Origin of the sequence: Ensifer sp. Root127 (assembly GCF_001425225.1) — a bacterium.
In the GTDB taxonomy this organism is placed as follows: domain Bacteria; phylum Pseudomonadota; class Alphaproteobacteria; order Rhizobiales; family Rhizobiaceae; genus Ensifer; species Ensifer canadensis.
Genome location: NZ_LMDX01000001.1, coordinates 890,384 through 916,683 on the forward strand (window position 1 = coordinate 890,384; position 26,300 = coordinate 916,683).

A 26,300-nucleotide genomic window follows, 5' to 3' on the forward strand; every position below is an offset into this window, starting at 1 on the left:
TGAGGCGGACTCGCCCGCGTCACAGAGCTGCAAACTAGAATAATCTACCAATTCCGTCAATTAAAAACATGATGACGCGAAAAATATTTCTCAACCCATCAAATTTTAGGGGTCCCGGATGCAATATCCGTTCTCCCGATCCGAAACCGGAGACCCTCGCTATCTAGGAAGCGACGAATCAACCTGCAAGGTACGGGGGCGATAAAGACAGCACTTTCTGACAAAAAAGGGGCGGCCCATAGGACCGCCCCTTCACATTTTATAACCTCAGCCCTGATATCAGGCGGCCGGTGCGCCCGGCTGCGTGGTTCCGGTGCCGGTGCGGGTCGCTTCGCGATCCTTCCACCAACGATTGAGGAAGAGCAGGATCGGGCCGCCGATGTAGATCGACGACGTCGTCGCGACGATAACACCGAAGATCATCGGCCAGGCGAAGCTCTTGACGGCATCGCCGCCCCAGATTGCCATCGGCACCAGTGACAGCGCCGTGGCCATCGAGGTGAAGATGCATCGCGCGATCACCTGGTTGATGCTCATGTCGATGAGGTCGGAGAACGGCATCGACTTGTACTTGCGCAGGTTCTCGCGCATGCGGTCGTAGACCACGACCTTGTCGTTGACGGAGTAACCGATCATCGTCAGCAGTGCGGCGATGGCCGTCAGGTTGAAGTCGATGCCGGTGAGCGCGAAGAAGCCGATCGTCTTGGTGATGTCGAGCAGCAGGACCGCGATCGCGCCGACGGCGAAGTGCCATTCGAAGCGGAACCAGATGTAGAACAGGATCGCCACCATCGCGAGACCGACGGCAAGGAAGCCCGAACGCGCGAGTTCCGTGCTGATCGTCGGGCCGACGACTTCCGTCCGCTCGAAGGTCACGTCGGGAATGGTCTGAACGGCTGCATCCTTGATCTTGTTCAGGGCAACCGTCTGCTCCTGCTCACCGCCGGGCTGGCGCTGAACGCGGATCAGGACCGACTTGTCCTGGCCGAATTCCTGAAGGGCGACTTCACCGATGTTGAGCGACTCCAGACCATGGCGCAGCGCCGGCAGATCGAGCTTCTGCTTGGATGTCGCTTCCACCTGGATACCGCCGACGAAGTCGATGCCGTAGTTGAGGCCGGGCGTGAAGAACAACACGACCGAGCTGATCGACAGGAAGGCGGACATGCCGATGGCAACGAAACGGCCCTTCATGAAGGAGAAGGACGGCAGATGCGGAACACGTCCGAAGAGCGAGGGGATCTCGAGCTTCTTCATCTTCCGGCGGATGACGACTTCACGCATCATCAGGCGCACGACGGTCACCGACGTGAACATCGAGATGACGATGCCGAGCATCATGGTCACCGCAAAGCCCTTGACCGGTCCGGAGCCGAACGCAAACAGCAGCACGGTGCCCGAAAGCGTGGTGACGTTGGAGTCGATGATCGTCGCATAGGCTTTGTTGAAGCCGATATCGAGCGCCTTCATGGCGCCGGCGCCGCCCTCGGTTTCTTCTCGAATACGGGCATTGATGAGAATGTTGGCGTCCACCGCCATGCCGATGCCGAGGATGATACCGGCGATGCCGGGAAGCGTAAGGGTCGAGCCGAGCATTGCGAGCACGCCGATCGTCAGAATGGTGTGCAGTACCAAGCCGACGTTAGCGATCATGCCCCATGCGCCGTAGAGCACGACCATGAGGGCAACCACGAGGCCGAAACCGGCAAGGCCGGTGAAGATGCCCATGCGGATGGAATCGCTGCCGAGGTTCGGGCCAACGGAACGCTCTTCGATCACGGTCAACGGTGCGGGCAGTGCGCCCGAGCGCAGCAGTGCCGAAAGAACGGTTGCTTCCTGTGCGGTGAAATTACCGCTGATCTGACCGTTACCGCCGATGATCGGTTCGCGGATGACGGGCGCGGTCAGGACTTTGCCGTCAAGCACGATGGCGAAGGGCCGGCCGACATTGTCACGGGTGATTTCGGCGAACTGCCGGGCGCCGAGCGAATCGAAGGTGAACGAGACAATCGGCTCATTGGTGCGCTGGTCGAAGCCGGCCTTGGAATCGGCCAGACGCTCGCCTGAAATGGCGATGCGGCTTTCGACCGGATATCTGTTGCCGTCGTTGGCACCGGGCAGGATGTCGACGCCACGGGGCGCCGGCTGCGTCACGTCGACGGTCTGATCCAGCATGTGGAAGCTCATCTGGGCGGTCGAGCCCAGGAGTTGGCGGAGCCCGGTCGGATCCTGCAGGCCCGGAAGCTGGACGAGAATACGGTTGGAACCGACGCGCTGGATCAACGGCTCGGCGACGCCGACCGTGTCGACGCGCCGGCGAATGATCTCGAGGCTCTGTTCGACCGCCTTGGTCATCCGGTCGTTGAGGCCGGCTTCGGTCATTGCCAGGCTAATGTTGCCACCGTTCTCGGTGACTTCGATATCCGAGGCCGAACCACCGAAACCGAGCGTGCCGACAGGGGCTGCGAGCTCCTTGAGCTTCGGCAGCGCCTTTTCGAGGTCGGCCGGATCGTCGATCTTGACGGTGACGGCATCGCCGCTGATGCGCGCCGACGAGGCGGGAATGCGCTCGCCGCGAAGCGCCCTGCGCGTATCGTCGAGCAGGGTTTCAAGCCGCGCCTTGCGCAGGCCGGCGGCGTCGACCTCGAGGACGAGGTGAGAGCCGCCCTTCAGGTCGAGGCCGAGGGTAACGGGCTTCACCGGCAGCCAGGCGCCGAATTGCTCGCGTTGTGCCGGCGAGAGAACGTTTGGCAGCGCTGCTATGCATCCGAAGATGATAACGACGACATAGGCGAAAATCGCCCATTTGGATGTACGCATGTTGTGGTTCCAAGAGAGCCTGTACGGGCGAAAGCCGCGTGATCAGGACTTTGTTTCATCAAGGGCATGAACACGATCGCAGCGATCATCGTGCCCGAATATCAGCAATCACCAGAGGCGCGCGGAGGCGCACGGATTTGCGGGCCGCGGTTCGACAAACCATCGGCGAAGGGGGTACGGCCGAAAGCGAGGTCTTCGCCGGACGGCTCGAAAGCAAGAAACTGGACCGACGCAAGCAGCATCGGCACCGCGCCGTCGCCGGTCGCGGATTTGCCATCCTTGCGTTCGGCGGTAAAGCGCAGATCCGAAACCGGGGTGGCGCGCGAAATCTGGCGCGCGGCGGGGTGATCCGAAGGAACGGTGTCAGGCGCGGAGAAATTGCCCGCCTGCTGTTCGGCTGAAAGACGCGAGGAGAAGCCCTGCCCGACGACGATCAGCTGCATGGCGAGCGAGGCACAGAAGAGCCACAGCACGGCGATTAGCCGGCCGGCAAACTTGCCTCTGTTGCCACCACACACTGGGTCCATTCGGGACGCCGCCCCTTCCTCGGCGCTTGGCGCCTGAAAGTTCAATTCAGCCGGAATGCAACAAATCTAGCCGAAGAACATGGCCGGAATCGAGCACGAGGCGCTCTTAACACCATTGCGGGCGCGAAATGTCAAATTTCGCGCCGCTCAAACGGTGACATGATTTGCAGGTTACGCGGTTGCGCCGCTGGTTTTCACCTGATGAATCTCGATCAGCGACGGCCCGCTGCGCGCGCCGGCATCCGCAAGTGCCCGCGAAAGGTCAGTGACCGACGTCAGCCTTTCCGCCTCGATGCCATAGGCCTTGGCGGCGAGGATAAAGTCCGGCGCAGACGGCCTCACACCCTCCGGCGTCACACCGGAATCGATCATGTAGGACTCGATCTCCTGATAGCCGTCGTTGTTCCAGACGAGGAAGATCACCCGCGCTTGGACATCGACGGCAGAACCAATCTCGGCAAGCGAAAACTGGAAACCACCATCGCCGACAAGGCAGACGACCGGCCGCGACGGGTCGGCCACGGCAGCACCGACGGCTGCCGGCGGCGCGTAGCCCAATGCCCCGTACCCCGTCGCCGAGTTGAACCAGCTGCGCTGGCGCGGCGCGTCGCAATAAAGGTTGCCGGCGTAGACGGCCTGAGTGGAGTCACCGACGATGGTGCAGTCCGGCAGCGCCTTGTAGACCGCATCGATCACGGCAATCTCGGCCCGCATCTTCGCCGTCAGCTCCTTCAGCGCCGCCTTACGCGCTACCTCGGCGCGGGCCGCTCCATCCTTCGGCGCATGTCCCGGCAGGAAAGCCAGAATGCTCGCCGTCGCCGTCTTGGCGCCGGAGAGGATCGAAAGTGCGGCATGCGGACCGCGGGCCAGCTGTGCTGCATCGATGTCGGTACGGATCAGGTTGCGCAGCACCGGGAACCCGCCATCGGCATACATGTCGTAGTCGGTCTGGCCCATCTCAGTGCCAAGCGCCAGCACGAGATCAGCCTCCTTGAGCAGCGATCGCACCGCCTTGAGGCTGGGGCTTGCCGGAACGCGCAGCGGGCTGCCGGCCAGCATGCCGCGCGCATTCACCGTCGTGACGACGGGCGCGCCGATCTGCTCGGCAAGTGCCCTGACCTCCGCCTCGGCAGTCAGAGCGCCGCCGCCGCAGATGATCACCGGGCGGGTCGCGTCGGCGCAGAGGATCGCGGCGCGTTGTAGCGTCTCGCTGTCGGAGCGCGGACGGGTCGCGGCGGCCGAGCGGATCGTCTTCGGCTCGATCCGTGCCGTCATGACGTCGGTCGGGATCTCGATATGCACCGGCCCTGGCCGGCCGGACAGCAGCACAGAGAAAGCCCGGTCGACGACAAAAGGCAGGTCGTCGGGATTGAGCAAGGTGTGCGAATAGAGCGCCAGCGTCTTGATCATGCCGTGCTGGTCGGGAAGCTCATGCAGCAGCCCGCGACCGTGCCCAAGCGAATCGCGACGATTGACGCCTGAAATTACCAGCATCGGGATCGAATCCTGCCGGGCCTGCGCCATGGCGGTGATGGTGTTGGTCAAGCCCGGTCCGGTGATGACAAGGGCGACGCCCGGCTTGCCGCTGACGCGGGCATAGCCATCGGCCATGAAGCCGGCGCCCTGCTCGTGACGGGGGGTGACGTGGCGGATCTTCGATGCCGCCAGGCCGCGATAGAGCTCGACCGTATGAACGCCCGGAATACCGAACACCATCTCGACGCCATTGGCCTCGAGCAGATCGACCAGGGCTTCGCCTACTGTTTTCGTGGTCATGCGCGGCGCTCCTGACGCAGTGTGGCGCGCTCGGCAAGCACGGTGATGCGACGGCAAGCCTCGTCGATGTCCTTGTCGGGCACGGTCAGGCTGACGCGCAGAAAGTTCTGCGCCTCGTCACCGAAGGAGGATCCCGGCATCACCGCGACCCCCTCTTCCTCCAAAAGCGCCCAGGCGAAGGCTTCGCCGGTCATGCCGGTGGCCGACACGTCGATCAGCGTGAACATGCCAGCCTCCGGTGGCAAGACCAGGATGCCTGGCGCATTGGCGAGGCCCTCGACGATGCGGCGCGAGCGAGACTTGTAGGTCTCGCGCATCCGCCGCGCCGTATCGATGTCATGCGTCAGCGCGTAAGCCGTCATATCGGCAATGAACGGCTGCACGCCGAACAGCATGGTTTCCGACACCGGCAGAAGCCTATTGGTAAACTCCTCCGGCCCGACGGCCCAGCCGCTGCGGAAGCCTGGCGCTGCATGCGACTTGGAGATCGACGACACGACGATAGTGCGCTCGGCCAGATCCGGATTGTCGAACGGAGAGGCAAACACGGCGTCGAACACCAATTCCTCGTAGACCTCGTCGCAGACGATCCAGAGATCGTGGCGGCGCGCGACCTCGCCGATCTCGGCGATTTCAGCCGCGGTCAGTACGGCCCCGGTCGGATTGTGCGGCGTGTTGAGCAGCAGCACCCGGCATTCCGGCGTGATCGCCTTCTCGATATCGGCGGCCTGCATGTGAAAACCAAACTCCGGCTTCAGCGGCACCAGCACGTGATGGGCGCCCGTCGACTGGATGACGCCCTCATAGGTGGCGTAGAGCGGATCGCCGACGAGAACGGCATCGCCGGCCTCGACCAGGCCCAGCATGACGCCGAAGAGCGCCGTCTGCGTGCCCGGGAAGCACATGACGTTTTCGGTGGTGACATCGGCGCGGCGACGGCGGTACTTCTCGACGAGCGCCGCCACGACCGCATGCTCGCCGCGGCCGTTGGAATAACGATAGCGACCGGCATTCATGGCACGCTGGCATTCATCGAGCAGAGCGCGGTCCGGCGGCACGTCCGGCTCGCCGATCGTCAGCTCGATGATATCGGCACCACTCGCCTTCAGTTGCCGCGCACGGATGTGCAGCGACCATTTTCCCGAACCGAGGTCGGCGAGGCGTTCGGTGATCGATGCATAGCGCATGGTGTTTTCTCCCGTTTTCATTGTTTGTCACTGCCAATCGAGGTGCCGAGCAGCGCCTCGACCGAGGCCATGGCGATGGCGACCAGTTCGCCTTCCCGAAACAGATCTCCCGCCAGGCACCCTTCGATCCACAGGCCGTCGACGAGGCCGTTGATCGCGATCGCGTAGGCGCGGCAGGTTTCCGCGTCGGCCGGTTTGTTCTTCACCGCCAAGAAATCGGCAAGCAGGTCCTGCAGCGTGTTGCGAAAGGTCAGGTAGCCGTCCCGGTGGATTTCGGCGAGGATCGGGTCGACGCGGACCTGGCTGATGAAAGCCGCCCAGAGCGAGATGCTGCGGCTGTCGGCGACCGGCTCGGTCAGGTTGATGGCGATGAAGTCCCTCAGCCGCGTTTCCGGGTCGCCTTCGACATGGGCGGCCTTGTCGGTCAGCGACGCGATCACCGCACGGTAGGCCTCGGCGACCATCTGGTCCTTCGATTCGAAATAGTGCCGGACCAGCCCAGCCGTCACCCCGGCGCGGATAGCGATCTGGCGCACTGTCGCACCCTTCAGGCCGAATTCGGCGATGCAATCGAGCGTCGCTTCGATCAGCTCCTGGCGGCGTTCTCCTTCAGGGGCCCGGTGAAACGCGCGACGATTCATGCCGTCATCCGTGCCATCATCCGCGCACGGGGGTCGGCGAACGGGTTCGTCAAATCCTTCGAGCGGAACGGATGCATGGGAGCTCCTTCAGGGAAAATCGGGCACGCGGCGGGCGATAAAAAAACGACGATACGTGTTATTATACGCTTGAACAATAGCGGCACAAGTGCAACCATGCCTGCCAACAAAGACCGTGACAAGCCAAAGATGCTGCACGGAAAGACGACAGGGGAACTGTTTCATGCCTTCACGGAAAGCTCGCAGAGCCATTGGATCGGCGCGTCGATGACGGATGCGGCCCAGGCAATCGCGGTCACTGACCTGCACAAGCGTTTCGGGCCATTGGAAGTGCTGAAGGGAGTTTCGCTCACAGCGAAACAGGGCGACGTCATCGCCATCATCGGCGGCAGCGGCTCCGGCAAGTCCACCTTCCTGCGCTGTATCAACATGCTGGAACTGCCGTCCGCCGGCACTGTCAGCGTACACGGCGAAAAGATCCGGATGAAACCGGACGGCCGCGGCGGACTTGTCCCGGAAGACCGAAAACAGGTCCAGCGCATCCGCAGCCAGCTCGGCATGGTCTTCCAGAGCTTCAATCTCTGGCAACACATGACAATCCTCGAAAACGTCATCGAGGCGCCGATCCATGTGCTCGGCAAACCGAAGGCCGAGGTGATCGCCACCGCCGAATCGCTGCTCAAGCGCGTCGGGCTCTATGAAAAACGCGATGCCTATCCGGCTTTCCTGTCGGGCGGTCAGCAGCAGCGTGCCGCCATCGCCCGCGCGCTCGCCATCCAGCCGCTGGTCATGCTCTTCGACGAACCGACCTCGGCGCTCGATCCTGAACTGGTCGGCGAAGTGCTCTCGGTGATCGGCGATCTCGCTCGCGAGAAGCGCACGATGATCCTCGTCACCCACGAGATGAAGTTCGCGCGCGACGTCGCCAATCACATCATCTTTCTGCACAACGGCGTCATCGAGGAACAGGGCTCGCCTGAGGCCATCTTCGGCGCGCCCAGATCCGAAAGGCTCAAGAAGTTCATCAGCTCCATTCACTGAATTCAACAATGCTCAACAACCAAAAAAGGGGAACAGCATGAAGAAGACATTGAAAGTCCTGGCGGTTGCGGCCGCCATCGCCGTCAGTGGCGGCATCGCCGCTTCGGCGGAAGCATTGAAGGTCGGCGTCGCCGCCGAGCCTTACCCGCCCTTCACTGCGCCGGATGCGAACGGCAACTGGGAAGGCTGGGAAGTCGAGTTCATGAAGGCCGTCTGTGCCGAGGCGAAGCTCGAATGCGTGCTGACCCCCGTCGCCTGGGACGGCATCATCCCGGCGCTGACCTCGAAGAAGATCGACATGATCATGAGTTCGATGTCGATCACCGACGAGCGGCTGAAGACGATCGACTTCTCCGACAAGTACTACAACACACCGACCGGCGTCATCGGCACCAAGGGCGTCGACTTCAAGCCGACGCCTGAAGGCCTTGCTGGCAAGACGATCGGTGTCCAGGTCTCGACCGTGCACCAGGCCTATGCCGCCAAGCATTTCGCCTCGGCCGGCATCGAGGTCAAGGAATACCAGACGCAGGACGAGGCCAACAACGATCTGGCCGCCGGACGCGTGGACGCGGTCCAGGCGGACGCGATCGCGCTCAAGGCCTTCCTTGCGACGGACCAGGGCAAGGAGTGCTGCGACTACAAGGGTGATGTGGCCGAGGACGTGGCCGTGATCGGCCCGGGCGTCGGCGTCGGCCTGCGCAAGGGCGAGACCGAACTCAAGGACAAGCTCAACACCGCGATCAAGGCGATCCGCGACAACGGCACCTACGACACGTTCTCGAAGACGTACTTCGACTTCGACATCTACGGCAAATAAGGCGCAACCGGCCGGCAGCCCTCGGGCTGCCGGCCGGTGCCTTCGGAGGTCGAAGACGCATGGCATCGGATTCTATCGTCAACTGGAGCCTGCTCGCACTGTCCGCACCCGGTTGGGGCGGCGTGCTGCTGCAGGGTTTCTTCAACTCGATCCAGATCGCCGTCGGCGGTTTTGCGCTCGGCATGGCGCTCGGCGTCGGCGGCGCCTTCGGCAAACTCTATGGCGGTCCGATCCTGCGTGACCTGCTCGAATGCTACACCACGGTCGTCAGGGCCGTGCCCGAGCTGGTGCTCATCCTTCTGCTCTACTACGCCGGCACCGATCTGTTGAACCAGTTGCTGGCGCTGTTCGGCATCGGCCCGGTCGACATCAGCGGCCTGATGGCCGGCATCTTCGTCATCGGCGTGGTTCAGGGCGCCTATTCGACCGAGGTGCTTCGCGGCGCGATCAAGGCGGTTCCGGCCGGGCAGATCGAAGCCGCCCGCGCCTATGGCATGTCGCCCCTGAAGGTGCTGCGGCGTGTCACCTTGCCGGCCATGCTGCCCTACGCCATCCCGGGCCTTTCCAATCTGTGGCTGATCGCCACCAAGGACACGGCGCTTCTGGCCGTCGTCGGCTTCAGCGAACTGACGCTCGTCACGCGCCAGGCGGCGGGCACGACCAAGGCCTATCTGTTGTTCTTCCTTGCGGCCGGCGCGCTCTATCTGGCGCTGACGCTCATCTCCAACATCTTCATCGGCATGCTGGAACGACATGCGAGGCGCGGTTTCGCGGAGCAGCGATGACGGATCAAACCACCCACGCCATCGCCTTCACGCCCGAGGACCTGCCGAACGCGCGCAGTTTCTTCCAGCCGCATCGCATCGTGATGATGCTGGTCTTTGCCGCGTTCGTCGTCACCGTCGCCGTCTTCATGCGCTGGGACTGGTTGCCGCGCTACCTGCCGCGTCTCGGCTGGGGCATTCTCATCAGCCTGGTGATGCTGTTCAGCACATCGATCCTCGGCTTCCTGCTCGCCGTACCGATCGGCCTGGCGCAGGTGACCGGCCCGTGGTTCTTCAAGTTGCCGGCAAAGGTGTTCTGCACCGTCATTCGCGGCACGCCGCTGCTCCTCCAGCTTTGGCTTCTCTATTACGGGCTCGGCTCGCTGTTCCCGCAGTTTCCTGCCATCCGCCAATCCTTTCTCTGGCCGTATCTGCGCGAAGCATGGCCCTATGGCGTCGCGGCGCTGACGATATCCTTCGCAGCCTACGAGGGCGAAGTGATGCGCGGCGCTTTTGCAGGCGTTCCCGCCGGCGAACTGGAAGCTGCCAAGGCCTATGGCATGAGCCGTTGGACGATGTTCCGCCGCATCTGGCTGCCGCGCGCCATCCACCGTGCCCTGCCGACGCTCAATGGCGAGGCAGTGCTGCAGCTGAAATCAACGCCGCTGGTGGCGACGATCACCGTCGTTGACGTCTACGCGGTGATTTCGAAGGTCCGCCAGGAAACGTTCCTGACCTACGAGCCGCTGCTGCTGCTCGCGCTCATCTACATGTGCCTCACCGGCATTCTGGTGGTGGCCTTCCGCACGTTCGAGAATCGCATACCAACCCGTGGTGCATGACATGAAGCTTTCCTCCTCCATCGACAACGCCATGCCGGACCTCGTCGCCATCCGGCACGATCTGCATGCCCACCCCGAACTCGGCCTGGAGGAGACGCGCACCTCCGCCTTCATCGCCCGGCACCTCGCCGAACTCGGCTACGAGGTGACGACGGGGCTTGCCAAGACCGGCGTCGTCGGGACGTTGCGCAATGGCAGCGGGTTACGTTCGATCGGCATTCGCGCCGATATCGATGCGCTTCCGATCCTTGAGGAAACCGGCCTCGGCTACGCCAGCAAGACACCGGGGCTGATGCATGCCTGCGGCCACGACGGCCACACGACGATGCTGCTCGGCGCGGCACGCGCCCTTGCCGAACGCCGCAATTTCGATGGCACCATTCACCTGATCTTCCAGCCGGCCGAGGAGAATTTCGGCGGCGCCAAGATCATGATGGACGAAGGGCTGTTTGAAAAATTCCCCTGCGACGCGGTCTTTGCGCTTCACAACGAACCGGGCCTGCCCTTCGGGCAGTTCGCTTTGCGCGAAGGGCCGATCATGGCGGCGGTCGACGAAGCGCGGATCACCGTGCACGGACGCGGCGGCCATGGTGCCGAACCGCAGGACACCGCCGACCCGATCGTCTGCGGCGCTTCGATCATCATGGCGCTGCAGTCGATCGTCTCGCGCAACATTCACCCGATGGATCCGTCCGTCGTCACCGTCGGCGCCTTCCATGCCGGCTCCGCCAGCAACATCATCCCGGAGCGCGCCGAGATCGTCGTCGGCATCCGGTCCTTCGACCCCGCCGTGCGCGACGAGCTGGAGCGCCGTATCCGCATGATCGCAGAGGCGCAAGCCGCAAGCTTCGGCATGCGCGCAACGGTCGACTATCTGCGCAGCTACGACGCGACCATCAACCACAAGGCAGAGACGGATTTTGTCCGCGATCTTGCCGTCCGCTTTGCCGGTGCCGACAAGGTGATCGATCTCGCCCGCCCGTTCATGGGCAGCGAGGACTTCGCCTACATGCTGCAGGAGCGGCCGGGGACTTACTTCTTCCTCGGCTCGAAAGTGAGCGGCGAGGAGAAGCCGCTCCATCATCCCGCCTACAACTTCAACGACGATCTTCTGCCCGTCGGCGCCGCCTTCTGGACGGAGCTTGCGGAAGCCTATCTGCCGACGCGCTGAAAACGGCGACACAACACCAAGCGCCCCCATGTGCTCGTGCCATCGATGACCGGCGCGCCCGCTCCCTTTTGCCGCAAGCGCGACATTGCCGCAGTGTGACAACGTGGCGGCCGGCCCATCATTGACCTTTGGCAATTTTGGCTCAGATTCAATCACATGCTGAAATTCGGGTGCAACCACAGGATTGGCCCGGCCCGAAAGGCACCGCGTAACGCCTTAGGTCGGAAACGATCCGAGGCCGAAAGTGCGCAGCAGACCAGAGAGCTGCAGTGAGCCTTGCGCGTCCAAATGGACACGCGGCGCTGCACGTCTGAAAGGATTGTGCCGTGTTTGAAAATTTCGATGCGACGATACTTGCCCGCATCCAGTTCGCCTTCACCGTCTCGTTCCACATCATCTTCCCCGCCTTTTCGATCGGGCTTGCGAGCTACCTTGCGGTGCTCGAAGCGTTGTGGCTGTGGAAGAAGGACGAGGTCTATCTCGAGCTCTTCAATTTCTGGAAGACGATCTTTGCCGTCGCCTTCGGCATGGGCGTCGTCTCCGGCATCGTCATGTCCTACCAGTTCGGCACCAACTGGAGCGTCTTTTCCGACAAGGCAGGGCCGATCATCGGGCCGCTGATGGGCTACGAGGTGTTGACCGCCTTCTTCCTCGAGGCGGGGTTCCTGGGCGTCATGCTCTTCGGCCTCAACCGCGTCGGCCCGAAACTGCATTTTCTGGCGACTGCCATGGTCGCGATCGGCACGCTGATCTCGGCCACCTGGATCCTTTCGGCAAATTCGTGGATGCAGACGCCGAGGGGCTTCGAGATCAATGCGGTCGGCCAGTTTGTGCCGGTCGATTGGTGGGCTATCGTCTTCAACCCGTCCTTTCCCTATCGCCTGGTGCACATGGTGCTTGCCGCCTATCTGACGACCGCCTTCGTCGTCGGCGCCTGCGGCGCCTGGCACCTCATCCGCAAGACGGCGCCGCGCCGGGCGCGAAAGATGTTCTCGATGGCGATGTGGATGGCGGCGATCGTTGCGCCGATCCAGATCTTTGCCGGCGACATGCACGGCCTCAACACGCTGGAACATCAACCGGCCAAGGTGATGGCGATGGAAGGCCACTACCAGAGCCACCCGGACGGCGCGCCGCTCATCCTCTTCGGCATTCCCAATTCCGCCGAAAAGCGCGTCGACTACGCCATCGACGTGCCGAAGCTGTCGAGCCTCATCCTCAAGCACGATCTCAATGCGCCGCTTGCCGGCCTCGACACCATTCCCGACGAACTGCATCCGCCTGTTGGTATCATCTTCTGGTCGTTCCGCGTCATGGTCGGCCTCGGCTTCGCCATGCTCGGTATCGGGCTGTGGAGCCTGTGGTGTCGGTATCGCGGCACGCTTGACAGCAATGCCTGGCTACACCGTGCAGCAGTCCTCATGGGCCCGGCCGGCTTCGTCGCCGTGCTTGCCGGTTGGATCACCACGGAGGTCGGCCGCCAGCCCTATACGGTCTACGGCCATCTGCTGACGGCAGACTCGGTCGCACCGATTGCGGCCCCTGCCGTCGGCGCTTCGCTGCTGGCCTTCATCATCGTCTACTTCTTCGTTTTCGGCGCAGGCACTTTCTACATCCTGCGGCTGATGGCGCGGCTGCCGCGTGATCCGACGCCGGATCTCGACGAGGGGCCGATCCGCACGGCCGGTGCCGCCCTCGCCAACCCCCATGGAGGTCATCATGGACATTGATCTGCCGCTGATTTGGGCCGGCATCATCGCCTTTGCGGTGCTCGCCTATGTCATCCTCGACGGGTTCGACCTCGGTGTCGGCATCCTTTTCCCGTTCTTTCCGCAAAAGCATGATCGCGACGTGATGATGAACTCGGTCGCACCCGTCTGGGACGGCAACGAGACCTGGCTCGTGCTGGGCGGTGGCGGCCTGATGGCGGTGTTCCCGCTCGCCTACGCCACCATCCTGCCGGCACTTTACGCGCCCATCATCGCCATGGTCATCGGCCTTATCTTCCGTGGCGTTGCCTTCGAATATCGCTGGCGCACCAAGCGGGCCGAGTATCTCTGGAACTGGGCCTTTGCCGGCGGCTCGATGCTCGCCGCATTTGCCCAAGGCATCACGCTGGGGGCGCTGGTTCAGGGCATTCCGGTTGAGAACCGGGCCTATACCGGCGGCTGGTGGGACTGGTTGACGCCATTCTCGATCATGACCGGCATCGCCGTCGTCGTCGGCTATGCACTGCTCGGCGCCACCTGGCTTGTCATGAAGACCCATGGGGATCTGGCGGAGCGGGCTCGCAGCCTTGCCCTCAAATGCTCGTTCGGCACAATCGCCGCCATGGGCATCGTCAGCCTGTGGACGCCCTTCCTCGAACCGCTCTATCTGCAGCGCTGGTTCGGCTGGCCGACGGCAATCTTCAGCATCATCGTGCCACTGCTGGTGCTCGGTTGCCTCTATCTTCTGATAACCGGCATCAGGACCCGTCATGACACCCGGCCGTTCCTTGCCGCGCTGGGGCTGTTCGTGCTCGGCTATGCCGGCATCGGCATCAGCTTCTTTCCCTATATCGTGCCGCCATCGCTGACGATCTGGGATGCGGCGGCACCTGACGCCAGCCTGTCGTTCCTGCTTGCCGGCGCGCTGGTGCTGGTGCCGATCATCCTTGCCTATACCGGCTACGCCTATTGGGTCTTCCGCGGCAAGATCGACCCGGAGGAGGGCTACCATTGAAAAGCGAAACGGGAACCGGTCGCAAGCTTCTGTGGTTTGTCGGCCTCTGGTGTGCGGGCGTGGTGACCGTCACCGTCGTCGGCCTGATAATCAAGCTGATGATCGGCACCTGATCATGATGGTTCGGTGACAGGGCATAAAGCCTCGCTCAAGCTTGGCGGGTTAGCTTTTCCCAACACGTCAGCAGGCGATCGCCGCGGACGGAGACAGGACCGCACCCTCCTCCCTCGCCAAGCGATCGCCTGCTGAGGTGACCACCAACCCGGTGGCACCTGGTGATTACGGTCCCGGTGTCACCTCGTGATCACCGTTCCGCTGACACTGGGACCGTGCGACCCTGTTGCCTCTTCTCAGATCCCCCGCCGTTTGTTAGCAGTGCGCCGCAAGAGCGCCGCGTGCCCCTGCGGGCGCAAGGCATCCCTGCCGCAACCGGACGAGACAGATGCAAAAGACCCCAGCCGAATGCACTGATATGGCCGATGTGCGCGCCGAGATCGATCGGCTCGATCAGGCGCTGATGGCGCTTTTCGCCGAGCGCTGGGGCTATATCGACCGCGCCGCAGAGATCAAGCGGCCGCTGAAGCTGAAGGCCGATATCCCGGCGCGGGTCATGGAAGTGCGCGAGAATGCCCGCAAGAATGCCGAGAGCCAGAACCTGGACCCGGATTTCTACGAGGAGATCTGGGCACGGCTGATCAACCACGCGATCGCGCATGAACAAAAGATACTGGGCGAAACGAGCGACGATCAAACGCCCTGATCGAGGGCCTCAGACCAATCGCATCTGCGGGCGTGGCAGGTCGTAGCTGTTCTTGCGTGAAAGATGCTCTTCCCAGGCGAAGGCGCTCTCTACGATCTGGTCAAGACTTGCATGGGCCGGCACCCATCCAAGCTTCAGCCGTGCGAGCGCGGGATCGGCAACGATGCGAGCGATATCGCCCGGTCGCCGCGGCCCATGCTTAACCGCAATGTCACGGCCAGAGATGCGCCTGATGGTGTCGATGACCTGCAACACCGAAAAACCCTCGCCGTAGCCGCAATTGCTGATCAACGGCTCGCCACCGGCCCTGAGATAGGCAAGCGCACGCATGTGGGCTTCGACGAGGTCGGCCACGTGGATGTAATCGCGGATGCCGGTGCCGTCGGGCGTGGAATAATCCGTGCCGTAGATATCGACCTTCGGCCGCTTGCCGAGCGCGGCTTCACAGGCGACCTTGATCAGATGGGTTGCGCCGGTCGTCGACTGACCTGTCCTACCCAGGGGATCGGCGCCGGCGACGTTGAAATAGCGCAGCGCCACATAGCTGAAATCGTGGGCTGCAGCGGCATCCCGCAGGATCAATTCGGCCATCAGCTTCGATAGCCCATAGGGGCTTTCGGGGTGGAGGGCTGTCGTCTCGCGCACGGGTTCCGCGCCGTCCTGGCTGCCATAGACGGCCGCCGTCGACGAGAAAACGAAACCGCCGATCCCCGCTTTCACGCCGGCCTCTATCAGCGTACGCGTGTTGCCGGTGTTGTTTTCGTAATAGGCAAGCGGGTTGGCAACCGATTCAGGAACGATCGCCGAACCGGCGAAATGCACGACCGCATCGATGCTGTTCTCGTCGAAGATGCGTGCCAGCAATACCTTGTCGCCGACATCGCCACGGTAGAAACGCGCCTCTGATGGCACGGCCCAGCGGAAACCGGTCGACAGTCGATCGAGCACGACCACATCCTCGTGGGCGTCGAGCAACGCCCACGTCATGTGGCTGCCGATATAGCCGGCACCGCCCGTTACCAACACAGCCATTTACTGCTTCCCGTTCCCTGGAACATAGGAGACAGCAAAACCCACAGATGCTTTCGGAATAGGTAAGGGCCGCACGTCTGCGCGGCCGCGGGACCACAATTCCTTGGTGTAGAGTTAAGAAATAGTCACGCCGAAAGGTCGGCGGGGCACTTACAGCGCCGCGCGTCAAATCTGACGCGCTAAGGACGCTGTAACATTCTAAACTTGCTGCATAATTTTTGCCTTAAATCTATCCTGATTTAAGGAATTATGCAGGAGCGCACGCCGACCTAAGCGATGGCGACCGTTACCGACCGAGAATGTAATTTTGCAGGCGGTGTGCCGCTTCCGCGACCTGCGCCGGATCACGCAGGAAGCAGGCGCGCATGAACAAGGAGCCGCCATCGCCGAATGCGGTTCCCGGCGCAAGGCCAACGCCTGTCTTGTCGACGATGTCGATCGCCGCAGCGCGCGAATCCGTGACGCCGTCGATCTTGAGGAACGTATAGATCGCACCGTCCGGCTTCAGCGTTTCGACCCGATTGGTGGCGATCAGCGCGTCGCACAAGAGGTCACGGCTCTGTGCGGCCTTGGCAATGTTGGCGTCGACGAAAGCATCGCCCTCTTCCAACGCCACGACGGCGCCGCGCTGCATGAACTGCGCCACGCCTGAGGTTGCATATTGCACCAGGTTTTCAAGCACCTGGCCGATTGCCGGCGGGGCGACGATCCAGCCGACGCGCCAACCGGTCATCGACCAGTTCTTGGAGAAGGAGTTGACGAAGATGATGCGCTCGTCGTCGTCCATCACATCAAGGAAAGAAGGCGCCCGGCCGCCTGCGTAGTGATAAAGCGCATAGATCTCGTCGGCGACGATCCAGAGGCCGTGCTTGCGCGCCAGCGCCAGAATGGCGCGAAGATCGTCATGGCTGGCGGTCCAGCCGGTCGGGTTGGACGGCGTGTTGATGAAGAGAGCCTTGGTCTTCGGACCGATTGCCGCTTCGAGCCGCTCGTGATCGAGCTGCCACGTGCCGTTTTCGAAGCGGAGCTCAACGGAGACGGGCTTGACGCCCGACAGCTCGGCAGCCGCGGCAAAATTCGGCCAAGCCGGGGTCAAAAGCACCATCTCGTCGCCCGGCGAGGTGATCGCCTCGATCGAAAGCTTGATTGCCTGCATGCCGGAGCCGGTGACATAGAAATGCTCCGGTGACAGGGTCTTCTGGAACCGGCGCTGGTAATAGCGCGACAGCGCTTCGCGCAGTGGCGGGATGCCGCGCTGCCAGGTGTAGAAGGTTTCTCCGGCGAGCAACGCTTCGCTGGCGGCCTCGGAAATGAAGGTCGGGGTCGAAAGATCGCCTTCGCCGACCCAGAGCGGGATCAGACCGTCGCGCCCACGGGCATAGTTCACGACCTCGACGATGCCGCTTTCCGGCGCCGAGAGTGCACGGGGACTGAGGGTGGTGATGATGGTCATCGACGGGCTCCTGGATCACGTTTTTGATTTGGTCGGGTTGGCTCGACCCAAATCAAAAACGTGATCGATTTTCATGAGTTAGAGCGGGATGCGGGCGGAAAACCGCCCACACTTTTCCTGATCCCGCTCCGGATCGCCCGTCGCTTCTAGCCGCTTTCGCAGCGGCGATCACGCGACTTTATCTGACCGGTTTATTGATTTCTGTGATGTTTCGCGGGCTTCGGTCGACGACGCCGGAGCCCGCGGGAAGAGGAAACTCAGGCGCGCTGCTTCAAGAGATCGCGGATTTCCGAAAGCAGCCGGACATCTTCCGGCGGCGGAGCGGCCGGCTCGGATTCCTTCTGCTTTTCGACCGATGCACGCACGCGGTTTACCGCTTTGATCATCAGGAAGATGATCCAAGCGAGGATCAGAAAGTTGATGAGGACAGTGATGAAGTTGCCATAGGCGAAGACGGCGCCCTGTTCACGGGCAGCGGCAAGAGACGTCGCCGTCACGTTGGCCGAGAGCGGCAGGAAGTAGTTGGAGAAGTCGAAACCGCCACCGGTGAGCGCACCGACAACGGGCATCACCAGGTCTTCGACGATCGACGTGACGATCTTGCTGAAAGCGGCGCCGATGATCACACCCACCGCGAGATCCATCACGTTCCCGCGGGCAACAAACTCTTTGAACTCATTCAGCATACGTCTCTCCGTATTATCCCCGTTGAAAGCGACCGCTGGCGCTGTCCCGCGCTGCAACCGTTTACGGAAACTAAACCAAAGCGGGCAGGGGGGAAACCATTCTTTGCCTTTGATCAAATCGTATGCAAGCGAGTTGCCCGATTGCGATCGCCCGCTGACGACACCGGCGGGCCGCGCGCTTTCTTCAACGCCGCCTTGAACTTAAGACTGATGCCGAGGCAATTCTCAACCTCTTGCAGTTGGCCTATGCTTGCCCCCGGAGGAATGAGGCATGCTCTCGGGTTCGGTCATCTTCGCCTCGGCCTTCGCCTATCTGCTGCTGCTTTTCGCAGTCGCAAGCTACGGCGACCGGCGGGCCAGGAAAAAAAGCACTGCGGTCAACGGCAGGCCGCTGGTCTATGCGCTGAGCCTTGCGATCTATTGCACGTCCTGGACCTATTTCGGCGGCATCGGCCTTGCGGCCGAGCGTGGCCTCGAGTTCACCGGCATCTATATCGGCCCGATCCTGATGTTCACGCTTGGCATGCCGCTGATCCGCAAGATCATCCGGCTTGCCAAGACCGAGAAGCTGACATCGGTCGCCGACTTCATCGCCGCCCGCCATGGCAAGAACCCGGCGGTGGCGGCGATCGTTGCGCTGATTTCGCTGGTGGGCGCCGTGCCCTATATTGCGCTGCAGCTGAAGGCGATCTCGAGCTCGGTCGCGGCGATGATCAACACCAGCGACTATGGCATCGGCGCCGGGCAAAGCTTCATCGACCTGCCGCTCCTCGTCACCCTGTTCCTCGCCTGCTTCGCCATCGTCTTCGGCACCCGCCATACGGATGCAACCGAACACCAGGACGGCCTGATCCTCGCGATCGCGATGGAATCGGTGGTCAAGCTGGTGGCGCTGATCACCGCCGGCCTCTACATCGTATTCGTGATTTTCGACGGGCCGACGCATCTGTGGACCCTCGCCCAGCAAAGCCCGGCGGTCGAAAAGGCGCTCTCCTACGAAACGCCGATCGCGCGCTGGATCCTGCTGATCGTCACCTCGGCCTTTGCGATCATCATGCTGCCGCGGCAGTTTCATGTCACTGTCGTCGAGAACCGCACCGAAGGCGAGTTGCGCACCGCCGGCATTCTCTTTCCGCTCTACCTCGTCGCCATCAACCTTTTCGTTCTGCCGATCGCCATTGCCGGCATCCTGACCTTCTCGGGATCCGGCGACGCCGACCTCTACCTGCTGACGCTGCCGCTCGCCAACGGCCTGCCGCTATTGACGCTGATTACCTTCATCGGCGGTTTTTCGGCAGCGACGGCCATGGTCATCGTTGCCTCCGTGGCGCTGTCGATCATGATTTCCAACGACATCGTCATGCCAGTCTTCCTGCGCCGCAATCTCGGCCAGCGCGGCGGGCTGCAGGAAAATCTCGCGGGCACACTGCTCAATATTCGCCGCACGGCGATCTTCGTCGTGCTTTTGCTCGGCTATGCCTATTACCGTTCGGCCGATATCAGCGCCGGCCTCGCCTCGCTCGGGCTTCTCTCCTTCGTTGCCATTTCGCAGATGGCACCTTCTCTGCTCGGCGGCCTGGTCTGGCGTCAGGCCAATGCCCGCGGCGCCATCTGCGGCATGGTCTCGGGCTTCTTCGTCTGGGCCTATCTCCTGTTCCTGCCGAGCCTCGGCGGACCGGATAATTCGCATGTCGCAACGACGGTCCTCAGTTTCCTGCTACCCTTCACCGAGGTCTTTTCCGGCACTGACGCCGATCCTCTGGTCAACGCCACCGCGCTCAGCCTGCTCGTCAATCTGACCATGTACGTGCTCGCCTCGCTGACCCGGGCACCCAAGCCGCTCGAACGTTTTCAGGCGGGGGTCTTCATCACCCGGCGCTCGCGCAGCGAGAGGGCGTTTCGCGGCCGAAAGACCAAGATCACCGTCCGCGACCTCAAGGCGACGATCGCCCGCTATATGGGCGACGAGCGCATGCAGCGTTCGTTCCATACCTATGAGCGCCAGTCCGGCCGCTGGCTCGACGACAATGCGCCCGCCGACATGGCGCTGGTGCATTTTTCCGAGCAGCTGCTCGGCAGCGCCATCGGCTCGTCCTCGGCCCGCCTCGTGTTTTCGCTGGTGTTGCAACGGGTCGACGACACCTCGTCGGATACGGCCTGGCTGCTGGACCAGGCAAGCGAAGCGCTGCAGTACAATCAGGACATGCTGCAGACCGCGCTTTCGCAGATGGACCAGGGCATCGCCGTCTTCGACAACGCCAACAACTTGATCATCTGGAACCGGCGTTTCCGCCAGCTGCTCGACCTGCCGGAAGCCGCCGGCCAGGTGGGTTTCCCGCTTGCCGACATCGTCGCGATCCTCACCAAGCGGGGCGATATCCGCAAGGAGGACGAGAAGCGGCTGATCGCCAACTTCCTGACGCTCGACAAGCCATTCCTGATGGAGCTTGGAAACGGCCAGCAGATCATTGAAGTGCGCACCAACGCAATGCCCGACAAGGGTATCGTCACGACCTACACCGACATCACCCAGCGGGTCGCCGCCGACATGGCGCTGAAGCAGGCAAACGAGACGCTCGAGCTTCGGGTGGCCGAGCGCACCGGCGAACTGACCCGGGTGAACCACGAACTCGCCGAGGCTCGCGCCGCCGCCGAAGAGGCCAATATCGGCAAGACGCGCTTCTTTGCCGCCGCCGGCCACGACATCCTGCAGCCGCTCAACGCCGCCCGGCTCTACTCCTCCTCGCTGGTCGAACGCCTCGGGGAATCGGACAACAGCACTCTGGTGGAAAACATCGATTCCTCGCTGGAATCGGTAGAAGCCATTCTTGGTGCCGTTCTTGACATATCCCGCTTGGACACCGGCGCGATGAAGGCGCGCCTGCAGTCGGTCCCGCTCAACGACCTCTTGCGCCGGGTCGAGACGGATTTCGCGCCGATGGCACGGGCGAAAGACCTCGAGCTGGTGGTGATGCCGACGTCGCTGGTGGTGCGCACGGATCCGAACCTGCTCCGGCGCGTCGTGCAGAACCTGGTCTCGAACGCCGTCAAATACACGCTCCGAGGCAAGGTGCTCGTCGGCGTGCGCCGGCGCGGCAAGATGGCGACGATCGAAGTGCTGGATTCCGGCATCGGCATCCCGTCATCGAAGTTCCGCACCGTCTTCAAGGAGTTTGCGCGCCTCGACGAGGGCGCCCGCACCGCATCCGGGCTCGGCCTCGGGCTTTCGATCGTCGACCGGATTTCGCGGGTGCTTAACCATCCCGTCAGCCTGCAGTCCAAGCCCGGCAAGGGCACCGGTTTCAAGGTCACGGTGCCGCTCGATCCAACGGCGGGAGAACGGGTCGCCGTCCCGCCCGTGCCGACGACCAAGGCCAGCGAGGCGCTCAACGGCCTGCGCGTGCTCTGCATCGACAACGAGCCGCGCATCATCGAAGGCATGCGGGTGCTGCTATCGGGCTGGGGCTGCGTCGTCACGACGGCGGAATCGCTTAACGCCTGCACCGAGATGTCGACGTCCACGCAGGAGCGTCCGCACGCCATCATCGCCGACTACCATCTCGACGACGGCACCGGCATCGAGGCGATCGCGCGCATCCGGGCGCTGTTCGGCGACAACATACCGGCTTTGCTCGTCACCGCCGACCGGTCGCCGGAAGTGCGCGGCGCGGCGGAGCGCGACGGCGTCGGCCTGCAGAACAAGCCGGTGCGGCCAGCCGCCATGCGGGCATGGCTGACCCAGCTCTCGACGGCGGCAAAGACGGCTGCGGAATAGTCGCTAATGCGGTGTCGCGCATAAAGCGCGCTGCGTTCTTTTAGGAACGCTTTTCGAACTCAAAGCGCTGGTTCCGTCGCATGTCGCGATCGCAAAACCGGGTGCCCACTTTTGCGCGGGATGCTCTAGGCCGCCGCCACAGTACCGATCTTCGAAAGCTGGATGACGGCCTGCGTGCGGCTGTCGACGTTGAGCTTCAACAGGATCGCCGAGACATGCGCCTTGATGGTCGCCTCGGAAACCCCGAGCTCATAGGCGATCTGTTTGTTGAGCAGGCCCTCGCCGAGCATGCTCAGAACGCGCGATTGCTGCGGCGTCAAGGTTTGCAGCCGCTGCAGGAGATCGGCGACCTCCGGCTCGTATTCCTGCCCCTGCTCGTAGCCGGCCGGCACGAAGACTTCGCCGGCCATGACTTTCTCGATGCCATCGCGGATTTCCTCGATCCCCGCCGATTTCGACAGGAAGCCGGAGGCGCCGAGATCGAGCGCCCGGTGGATCGTCGCCGGGTCGTCATGTGCGGAAACCACCATGACCGGCAGGCTTGGAAATTCGGCGCGAAGGGCGATCAGGCCCGACAGGCCGCTGACGCCGGGCATGGTGAGGTCGAGCAGCATCAGGTCTGCGTCGGGACAATCGGCGGCGGCCTTGCGCGCGGCAGCGAAGTCGCCGGCTTCGACGATGGCAGGCGCGCCGGCCATGCCGCTCAATGCCTGCCGCATGGCGCCGCGAAAGAGCGGGTGGTCGTCTGCGATGATGATGGTCATGTCCGGCGTCATGTCGCTCCCTCCCAAGAGCTTCGGCTGCAGCCCGCGTCCCCACGCCGGTTGTAGCCGCACAGTCCGTCCGACCCGTCAGGTCTTCTGCGGCGACGTTCCGTCGCTGCTGCCTTCAAGATCCTTCACGATATCCATGAACTTGCGCATCATTCTTTCCATGATGCCCATTGTCCGGTCAATCTCTTCGTCGGTCGGAAGGTCCGGTTTTGCGACGGCCCCACCGGATTTAGCGGCCTTTTCCAACGCTTCCACCCGCTTGGTAAGGAGATCGATCTCCAATTCGAAAGCCGTGCGCTCATCGGCAGCCATGCGGCAAACGAGCTGACCGTCTTTCTCCTGGCAGAGCGAGACCTCGCCGGTCTGGGTGTCGAGCCGGGCAATGCCGGTGTCCGACTTCTGCATGGCGTAGCGACCGGGCGCCGGTTCCTGGGCGCGTGCGCCTGCGGCAAGGCCGAGGCTGCCGCCTATAAGCATGACTGCAATTGCTCTTCTCATGATTTCCTCTCCGTTGCGGACATACGGGCGGAAATCCGCCGGTGAAAGATCTTCAGCAATGGACAATCGCCGATATTTGCGGCAAGGCCACGACAGGATATCACGACGGACAAGCGGGCATCATGAGCTCAATCATATACAAGATCGTTCCGGCCGCACTATGGCAGGAAGCCAAACGCACCGGCCGTTTTGATGGCGCGCCCATCGACCTCGCGGACGGCTTCATCCACTTTTCGACCGGCGAGCAGGCGATCGAAACCGCCGCCCGCCACTTCGAAGGGCAGGAAGGCCTGCTGCTGGTGGCGATCGATGGCGATGCGCTCGGCGAAGAGCTGGTCTATGAGCCGTCACGCGGCGGTGCCCTTTTCCCGCATCTCTACGCACCGCTGTTCCTTTCGGCCGTCCTGTGGGAAAAGCCGCTGCCGCTCGGCGCCGATGGCCTTCACGTCTTCCCGGAACTCGAGGCATGACCAATCCCTTTGCCAATCTTGCCCGCCGCGGCCTTTTCCTCTTCGATCCGGAGGCAGCCCACGGACTGTCGATCAAGGCACTGAAGACCGGCCTCGTGCCGAGCTGTCCGTCCAGACAGGACAAGCGGCTTGCCCAGACCGTTGCCGGTATTGCCTTCCCCAATCCGCTCGGCATGGCAGCTGGATACGACAAGAATGCCGAGGTGCCGGAAGCGCTTTTGAAGATCGGCTTCGGCTTTACCGAAATCGGAACGGTGACGCCGCGTCCGCAATCGGGCAACGACAAGCCGCGCATCTTCCGCCTGGTGGAAGACGAAGCGGTGATCAATCGCCTCGGCTTCAACAATGAGGGCCACGGCGCAGCCCTGGCCCGCCTCAAGGCCTGCTCGCGCGACGCGCTGATCGGCGTCAATATCGGCGCCAACAAGGACAGTGCCGATCGCATCGGCGACTATGTCAGCGGCATCCACACCTTCTACTCCGTCGCCAGATATTTCACCGCCAACATCTCCTCGCCGAACACGCCCGGTCTTCGCGACCTGCAGGCGCGCGAAAGTTTGGCGACGCTGCTTTCGGCCGTGCTTGCTGCGCGCGACGAGGAAGCCTCGCGCAGCAACAGGCGCGTGCCGGTCTTCCTCAAGATCGCTCCCGATCTGACCGAGGAAGGCCTGGATGACATCGCGGCCGAAGTGCTCGCCCAAGATCTCGACGGGCTGATCGTCTCGAACACGACGCTTTCGCGCGATGGCCTCAAAGACCAGGCCCAGGCGAAGGAAGCCGGCGGCCTTTCCGGCAAGCCGCTGTTCGAGAAATCGACGGCCGTTCTTGCCCGGATGCGCAAGCGCGTCGGCCCGGCCCTGCCGATCATCGGTGTCGGCGGCGTCAGTTCGGCCGAAACGGCTGCAGAGAAGATCCGCGCCGGCGCCGACCTGGTCCAGCTCTATTCCTGCATGGTCTATGAAGGTCCGGCGCTGCCCGGCCGGATCGTGCGCGGGCTTTCCGAGCTCTGCGATCGCCAGGGCCTGACATCGATCCGCGACCTTCGTGACAGCCGCCTCGACTACTGGACCGAACGAAAGGTCTGACCGGCCTTTGCCGGAATTCTGGCGAGCAGGAACAGGCCACGCATCAGCAGGAACAGGTTGAGCCCCGCCCATAGGCCGTGATTGCCGAAGGCGGGGACAAGGATCCCCAGGGCGGCTATGTATCCGACCAGGGCTGCCAGCATCATGTTGCGCATGTCGCGCGACCAGGTAGCGCCGATGAAGACCCCATCCATCAGGAAGGCGAGCGCGCCGGTCATCGCCGTCAGGGCCGCCCAGGGCAGATATTCGTAAGCGACCATGCGAACGTCTTGCGCCGTGGTCAAGAGATCGACCATCCCGCGGCCGAAAAGCAGGAGCGCCATCGTCGTCAAGGCGGCGAGACCGAGCGACCATGCCATCGTCAGCTTCAGTGCCCGATCGAAAGCCGGACGGTAATGGGCACCGATCGAACGGCCGATCAGTTGCTCGGCCGCATTGGCAAGCCCGTCGAGATAATAGCCGGCAACGAGAAAAATGGTCATCAGCACCGCGTTCGCCGCCAGCGTCACCGGGCCGAAAGCTGTGCCGATCCGCGTTATCAGCGCGAAGGCCGCGACGAGAACGAAGGACCGGATCATGATGTCGCGGTTGAGCCCGAACAGCGGCCGGAGCCGTTCGCGGTCGAAGATCATCGCCCAGCTCGGCGCGTCCGTCCTGTCGAAGCGGCCATAGACGATGGCAAAGCCGACCAGAGCGCCGATGACCTCGCCGGTCACGGTTGCGATCGCGACACCGGCGACACCCCAGCCCAGGATCAATCCGAGTAGGATCGACAGCACAATGTTGACCCCGTTGATCAAAGCCTGCAGCAACAGCCCGGTCGTGCCCTGGCCGCGCCCGAGCACAAAGCCGAGGATAGCATAATTGGCAAGTGCCGCCGGGGACGAGAGGATGCGACAGAGGAAATAGGTGCGCGTAACAGCTTCCACTTCTGCCGGTGGGTCCATCAGCCAGAGACCACCGGCGAGCAAAAGCGGCGACAGGGCGACAACCGTAACACCGGCCGCAAGCGCGATCACCAGCGAGCGCCAGAACACGGCCTGCTGTTCGCGCCGGTCACCCCGACCATAGGCCTGCGCGACAAGGCCCGTCGTGGCGGCGCGCAGGAAATTGAAGGTGGTGAAGATCAGGTCGAAGATTATCGCCCCGACAGCAAGTCCGGCCAGCAGCGTCGCCTGGCCCATGCGGCCGACCACCGCGGTATCGACGAGGCCGAGCAACGGCGTGGTCAGAAAGCCCAGCGTCATCGGCAGCGCAATCGCCAGGATCAGCCGGTGGGTGACCTCAAAGGGGCCGGCGGTTTCGGTCTGCGCGGCGGGAGAAATGGCGGTCATCGAACGGTCCAGGGGAATGAGTGCGTGACGACCGTTTTAGGGAAAGATCATAGGCGGGCGCAAGAGACTGCGGTTGGTGACAGCAGTCGATACCTCAGCGCCA

General features: G+C 62.9%; 22 protein-coding genes. 11 read left to right on the top strand and 11 right to left on the bottom strand.

The features are described from left to right. Positions 1-279: 279 nt before the first annotated feature. From secD to ASD03_RS04225, 5 genes are all read right to left on the bottom strand, one after another. Positions 280-2,820: a protein translocase subunit SecD gene (gene secD / locus ASD03_RS04205; protein ID WP_057204246.1), complete on the bottom strand. Its 2,541-nt coding sequence runs from the start codon at positions 2,818-2,820 to the stop codon at positions 280-282. Between the two features lie 101 nt (positions 2,821-2,921). Next, the gene (locus ASD03_RS04210; protein WP_128090456.1) at positions 2,922-3,263 is read right to left on the bottom strand and encodes a hypothetical protein; all 342 of its coding nucleotides are present in this window, start codon (positions 3,261-3,263) and stop codon (positions 2,922-2,924) included. Between the two features lie 255 nt (positions 3,264-3,518). Next, positions 3,519-5,123 carry a 5-guanidino-2-oxopentanoate decarboxylase gene (locus ASD03_RS04215; RefSeq protein ID WP_057212496.1) on the bottom strand — a complete coding sequence of 535 codons (1,605 nt, stop codon included), beginning with the start codon at positions 5,121-5,123 and terminating at the stop codon, positions 3,519-3,521. After that, positions 5,120-6,310: a pyridoxal phosphate-dependent aminotransferase gene (locus ASD03_RS04220; protein WP_025425856.1), complete on the bottom strand. Its 1,191-nt coding sequence runs from the start codon at positions 6,308-6,310 to the stop codon at positions 5,120-5,122. The genes ASD03_RS04215 and ASD03_RS04220 overlap by 4 nt, the downstream gene beginning before the upstream one ends. 17 nt (positions 6,311-6,327) lie before the next feature. Continuing rightward, positions 6,328-6,951, bottom strand: a complete 624-nt coding sequence (locus tag ASD03_RS04225) for a TetR family transcriptional regulator C-terminal domain-containing protein (RefSeq protein ID WP_025425855.1) — start codon at positions 6,949-6,951, stop codon at positions 6,328-6,330. Between the two features lie 285 nt (positions 6,952-7,236). Between ASD03_RS04225 and ASD03_RS04230 the strand changes: the two genes are divergently transcribed. The 8 genes from ASD03_RS04230 to ASD03_RS04265 all read left to right on the top strand — a co-directional run bounded on the left by ASD03_RS04230 (position 7,237) and on the right by ASD03_RS04265 (position 15,091). Continuing rightward, positions 7,237-8,010, top strand: a complete 774-nt coding sequence (locus ASD03_RS04230; RefSeq protein WP_025425854.1) for an ATP-binding cassette domain-containing protein — start codon at positions 7,237-7,239, stop codon at positions 8,008-8,010. A 37-nt stretch (positions 8,011-8,047) separates the two neighbouring features. Continuing rightward, the gene (locus ASD03_RS04235) at positions 8,048-8,830 is read left to right on the top strand and encodes a transporter substrate-binding domain-containing protein (RefSeq protein WP_025425853.1); all 783 of its coding nucleotides are present in this window, start codon (positions 8,048-8,050) and stop codon (positions 8,828-8,830) included. Between the two features lie 59 nt (positions 8,831-8,889). Further along, positions 8,890-9,615: an ABC transporter permease gene (locus tag ASD03_RS04240; RefSeq protein WP_025425852.1), complete on the top strand. Its 726-nt coding sequence runs from the start codon at positions 8,890-8,892 to the stop codon at positions 9,613-9,615. Further along, positions 9,612-10,436: an ABC transporter permease gene (locus ASD03_RS04245; protein ID WP_025425851.1), complete on the top strand. Its 825-nt coding sequence runs from the start codon at positions 9,612-9,614 to the stop codon at positions 10,434-10,436. Before ASD03_RS04240 ends, ASD03_RS04245 begins: the two co-directional genes overlap by 4 nt. 1 nt (position 10,437) lies before the next feature. After that, on the top strand, positions 10,438-11,607 hold the full coding sequence (locus tag ASD03_RS04250) for a M20 aminoacylase family protein (protein ID WP_025425850.1): 1,170 nt from the start codon (positions 10,438-10,440) through the stop codon (positions 11,605-11,607). Between the two features lie 326 nt (positions 11,608-11,933). Further along, positions 11,934-13,337 (top strand): cytochrome ubiquinol oxidase subunit I, encoded by a 1,404-nt coding sequence (locus tag ASD03_RS04255; protein WP_025425849.1) that lies wholly within the window; start codon positions 11,934-11,936, stop codon positions 13,335-13,337. Then, positions 13,327-14,331: a cytochrome d ubiquinol oxidase subunit II gene (cydB, locus tag ASD03_RS04260; RefSeq protein WP_025425848.1), complete on the top strand. Its 1,005-nt coding sequence runs from the start codon at positions 13,327-13,329 to the stop codon at positions 14,329-14,331. The genes ASD03_RS04255 and cydB overlap by 11 nt, the downstream gene beginning before the upstream one ends. Positions 14,332-14,773: 442 nt before the next feature. Further along, positions 14,774-15,091, top strand: a complete 318-nt coding sequence (locus ASD03_RS04265) for a chorismate mutase family protein (RefSeq protein WP_025425846.1) — start codon at positions 14,774-14,776, stop codon at positions 15,089-15,091. Between the two features lie 9 nt (positions 15,092-15,100). Here the strand turns inward: ASD03_RS04265 and galE are convergent, their stop codons facing one another. From galE to mscL, 3 genes are all read right to left on the bottom strand, one after another. Further along, positions 15,101-16,123, bottom strand: coding sequence for a UDP-glucose 4-epimerase GalE (galE, locus tag ASD03_RS04270; protein WP_025425845.1), 1,023 nt, complete (start codon positions 16,121-16,123; stop codon positions 15,101-15,103). Positions 16,124-16,409: 286 nt separating this feature from the next. Then, positions 16,410-17,576 carry a pyridoxal phosphate-dependent aminotransferase gene (locus ASD03_RS04275; RefSeq protein WP_025425844.1) on the bottom strand — a complete coding sequence of 389 codons (1,167 nt, stop codon included), beginning with the start codon at positions 17,574-17,576 and terminating at the stop codon, positions 16,410-16,412. 257 nt (positions 17,577-17,833) lie between these two features. Then, positions 17,834-18,262 carry a large conductance mechanosensitive channel protein MscL gene (gene mscL, locus ASD03_RS04280; protein WP_025425843.1) on the bottom strand — a complete coding sequence of 143 codons (429 nt, stop codon included), beginning with the start codon at positions 18,260-18,262 and terminating at the stop codon, positions 17,834-17,836. A 271-nt stretch (positions 18,263-18,533) separates the two neighbouring features. Here mscL and ASD03_RS04285 point away from each other — a divergent pair, with 271 nt between their 5' ends. Beyond that, positions 18,534-22,037 (top strand): PAS domain-containing hybrid sensor histidine kinase/response regulator, encoded by a 3,504-nt coding sequence (locus ASD03_RS04285; RefSeq protein ID WP_025425842.1) that lies wholly within the window; start codon positions 18,534-18,536, stop codon positions 22,035-22,037. A 125-nt stretch (positions 22,038-22,162) separates the two neighbouring features. Here ASD03_RS04285 and ASD03_RS04290 read toward each other — a convergent pair whose 3' ends face one another. Beyond that, entirely contained in the window at positions 22,163-22,813 is a 651-nt protein-coding gene (locus tag ASD03_RS04290) for a response regulator transcription factor (RefSeq protein ID WP_025425841.1), read from the bottom strand. A 75-nt stretch (positions 22,814-22,888) separates the two neighbouring features. Next, a complete protein-coding gene (locus ASD03_RS04295) occupies positions 22,889-23,308 on the bottom strand; it encodes a hypothetical protein (protein WP_025425840.1) in 420 nt (139 codons plus the stop codon). 122 nt (positions 23,309-23,430) lie between these two features. Here ASD03_RS04295 and ASD03_RS04300 point away from each other — a divergent pair, with 122 nt between their 5' ends. Both ASD03_RS04300 and ASD03_RS04305 read left to right on the top strand, forming a co-directional pair. Further along, positions 23,431-23,778: a DUF952 domain-containing protein gene (locus tag ASD03_RS04300; protein WP_025425839.1), complete on the top strand. Its 348-nt coding sequence runs from the start codon at positions 23,431-23,433 to the stop codon at positions 23,776-23,778. Next, the gene (locus ASD03_RS04305; RefSeq protein WP_025425838.1) at positions 23,775-24,863 is read left to right on the top strand and encodes a quinone-dependent dihydroorotate dehydrogenase; all 1,089 of its coding nucleotides are present in this window, start codon (positions 23,775-23,777) and stop codon (positions 24,861-24,863) included. The genes ASD03_RS04300 and ASD03_RS04305 overlap by 4 nt, the downstream gene beginning before the upstream one ends. On the opposite strand, the gene ASD03_RS04310 is transcribed toward ASD03_RS04305, so the two are convergent. Further along, the gene (locus ASD03_RS04310; protein WP_025425837.1) at positions 24,839-26,197 is read right to left on the bottom strand and encodes an MATE family efflux transporter; all 1,359 of its coding nucleotides are present in this window, start codon (positions 26,195-26,197) and stop codon (positions 24,839-24,841) included. The genes ASD03_RS04305 and ASD03_RS04310 overlap by 25 nt on opposite strands. Positions 26,198-26,300: the final 103 nt, after the last annotated feature.